The organism is Pseudomonas sp. 8 R 14, from assembly GCF_900005955.1.
In the GTDB taxonomy this organism is placed as follows: Bacteria; Pseudomonadota; Gammaproteobacteria; order Pseudomonadales; family Pseudomonadaceae; genus Aquipseudomonas; species Aquipseudomonas marginalis.
Window position 1 is genome coordinate 1 of the sequence record NZ_CVTH01000029.1, and the last position, 3030, is coordinate 3030.

General features: G+C 53.6%; 4 protein-coding genes. 2 read left to right on the top strand and 2 right to left on the bottom strand.

Annotated elements, in window-relative coordinates; all coding sequences use genetic code 11:
• Nucleotides 1-249, bottom strand: a 249-nt coding sequence (locus BFQ01_RS04290) for an Hcp family type VI secretion system effector (RefSeq protein ID WP_141691243.1), incomplete at its 3' end; no start/stop codon positions are given.
• 187 nt (nucleotides 250-436) lie between these two features.
• Here BFQ01_RS04290 and BFQ01_RS04295 point away from each other — a divergent pair.
• Both BFQ01_RS04295 and BFQ01_RS04300 read left to right on the top strand, forming a co-directional pair.
• A complete protein-coding gene (locus BFQ01_RS04295) occupies nucleotides 437-1351 on the top strand; it encodes an NAD synthetase (protein ID WP_065924337.1) in 915 nt (304 codons plus the stop codon).
• Complete coding sequence (locus BFQ01_RS04300; protein ID WP_065924338.1) at nucleotides 1348-1854, top strand: hypothetical protein; 507 nt, start codon at nucleotides 1348-1350, stop codon at nucleotides 1852-1854. The genes BFQ01_RS04295 and BFQ01_RS04300 overlap by 4 nt, the downstream gene beginning before the upstream one ends.
• 417 nt (nucleotides 1855-2271) lie before the next feature.
• Here BFQ01_RS04300 and BFQ01_RS04305 read toward each other — a convergent pair whose 3' ends face one another.
• Nucleotides 2272-2760 (bottom strand): Hcp family type VI secretion system effector, encoded by a 489-nt coding sequence (locus tag BFQ01_RS04305; protein WP_053128766.1) that lies wholly within the window; start codon nucleotides 2758-2760, stop codon nucleotides 2272-2274.
• Nucleotides 2761-3030 lie beyond the last annotated feature (270 nt).

A 3030-nucleotide genomic window follows, 5' to 3' on the forward strand; every position in this document is an offset into this window, starting at 1 on the left:
TTTGGCTTCGGGGTAATGCTTGCCGGTGGCGCAGGCCATCATCAGGTTGGGGCTGGATTTATCCAGGGGTTTGGTCAGGTTCAGGTTGGCAAAGTCGGCCTTGCCCGAACCGCCTCCCGTGCCGGAATGCATCGAGCCCGTTTGCGATAAACCCCAGCCCCAGTTGGTAATGTCGATCTCGTCACGATGGGCCTGGTCCCGCGATTCACCCTTGATATCGCCCAGTTTCAAAAACATATCGACTGCCATGTTGGCTCCTTGTCCTGTTGTGCGTCGGGAGTGACGTGGGGCGCACTGTTCCCGAATCGAGACGGTGCTCACAAGATGGCAAAGCGGGATCGGGAAGTGCCTGCCTTGAAATGGCGAAACGTCCGACATTAATTTGCGCCACTACGTCTTTACCCTCTCGACTCCCCAAAAACCCAGGAGTTAAGGAATGACGACCGCCTTGTTCAACGATGGATTCCCCTCGGCCCACCGCACCACCCGCCAACGCATTGAAAGCAGCATCGACCTGCGGCGGTTGTTTTTCGCCATAGACGCCGACCCGGCGTTGATCGGCGCGGGGGTGGTGTATATCGATGGGGATTTCAACGTGGTGGTACTGCGTGAATTCCAGGCGATTTGCAGTGTGCGGCCGATCAAGGTAGTGCTGCGGGAAGCGCCGAGGTATGTGGGGCCGGTGGAGTTCAAGCGGATGTTGGAGCATGAGCCTCGGGAGTCCAGGTTGGCAGTGGAAGCTATAAATACGGCAATAGCGTGCACCGGAGTAGTGTTGAGTTGGATGGTCATTGCGAGTGGGGCTGCGCTGATGCCTTTTACAGCTGGGGCTAGCTCGATAATTTCGTTCATCGGTAAAGCTGCTGCCGTTGCAAGTACAGTCCAATGCATCGGTGGCGCTCTACGTACAGCATCAGAGTTAGCCTTTCCAGAAGTTAATGACTACTTGGATAACGAGACGTGGTATGAGGCCGCAACAGCAGTGTTGGACGGCATTGCTTTGATGGGTGTTGCCAGCTCGGCACTTGTCACCGTGAAAGTCGTTACAACGACCACAAAAGTAACCGGAAAAACAGCTAGTCAAGTACTTAGAGGCCTGACACGGCAAGAACGGACAAAATTGAACAATGAGCTGCTTAAAATCCGGGATCCAAGACTAACGACCAAGTTGCTCAAGCTGGAAAAAGCCTCCGGCAATGTGGCCAAACGTATCAGCGATATTCAAATGCAGCGTGCTACTGCCGCACACAAAATGGATATAGCTGCAGCCTTGCTCGGCTTTACCAGCAGTACAGTCTCTGGAAACGTAAGAACTCTGGCGTTGGGCATCTACGAGGAAGTTAACCAGTGAGCCAACAACGGAAGATAAAAGGCCAATATTACTCATCACTCTTTATTGAGGATCCTTGGCAACTCCTCAAGCGGTTCATGCCCGTGATTGGAGGTGATGCATTGGCAGGATGTTTCTCGATAGCGTTGACAACGATCTTGGCGATGCTTACGTATTTGCCAACTCACCCCGTAGATTTTGTCGCCAAGACATGCTTTTTCGGCGCCTCGGGCTTGGGCGCAGTATTCGCCCTGGCCAAATACGAAGTGCTCTACGGCCGCATCCATTGGGTCTGGATAAACGTCGCGATCTACCTCCTTTGCCTGCTGATATCCCTCCCCGCCATCCTCTGGCGCCCCAACACCTATCTCTATGCACTGGCCCTGCTCTGCCCACTTGTCGGCCTGTTAATTCTCAACAGCAAGCGCTGTCGCGAACTGCGGAAAAAATCCCTTGAACTGCACCATAAACGCCAAGCCATCATCGCGACTATGAAAAAGCAGGGTCGCTGGAAATGGTGGTGATCTTTATACCGGTTGGTCGTGCCTAAAACGCCAAAACACTTCAGTTAGATCATTTATTTTTATGCAACTGCCTGGTAATCCAGGCCATACAAAAGGTCAGCACCATTAGAATAATTTCAGTAATCACCAGCCAGGCAATGGTGAACCAATAGTGCTTTGGCTGCCCTACAAGCGTGTAAGTAATGGAAGGCCCGACGCGGTTATGAGCCACTATCACACCTCGAGTCAGCCCATCAATTATTAGATAACCCTGAAGCCCTGTACTCAAACTCAAGAGAGCCACGGTGCACCAATACCATCTGCTGTCTAAACACTTCATAGGACTTGTCTGGAAATCCAATAATCAGAAATGACTCAGTTGGACTAACTGAAACAGCGCCGTCGACAACAACAGCGCTCCCCCTGAGACTCACTTACTCAAGCTTTGACATTCTGCCGAATATTCCAGCCAAACTTCACCGGCCCACCGTCCTTGGCGCCGTCGGCTTTCTGCGGTTGGTAGCTGACCTCGACGGTGGCGAAATTCAACGCGATGCTGTCGTAGAGGACATCATCCTGACTTTGCGCACCGGTGCCGTAGGACACCACCATCACTTCCTTCAAGGTGATCACCAGGTACTCCACCGGGCTTGAACCGCCAGCCTTGCGCACCACCAGTTTGGCTTCGGGGTAATGCTTGCCGGTGGCGCAGGCCATCATCAGGTTGGGGCTGGATTTATCCAGGGGTTTGGTCAGGTTCAGGTTGGCAAAGTCGGCCTTGCCCGAACCGCCTCCCGTGCCGGAATGCATCGAGCCCGTTTGCGATAAACCCCAGCCCCAGTTGGTAATGTCGATCTCGTCACGATGGGCCTGGTCCCGCGATTCACCCTTGATATCGCCCAGTTTCAAAAACATATCGACTGCCATGTTGGCTCCTTGTCCTGTTGTGCGTCGGGAGTGACGTGGGGCGCACTGTTCCCGAATCGAGACGGTGCTCACAAGATGGCAAAGCGGGATCGGGAAGTGCCTGCCTTGAAATGGCGAAACGTCCGACATTAATTTGCGCCACTACGTCTTTACCCTCTCGACTCCCCAAAAACCCAGGAGTTAAGGAATGACGACCGCCTTGTTCAACGATGGATTCCCCTCGGCCCACCGCACCACCCGCCAACGCATTGAAAGCAGCATCGACCTGCG

Excerpts from the sequence above, each read along its gene's own strand:
- BFQ01_RS04305 (WP_053128766.1), bottom strand. The coding sequence starts at position 2,760 with ATGGCAGTCGATATGTTTTTGAAACTGGGCGATATCAAGGGTGAATCG.
- BFQ01_RS04295 (WP_065924337.1), top strand. The coding sequence starts at position 437 with ATGACGACCGCCTTGTTCAACGATGGATTCCCCTCGGCCCACCGCACC.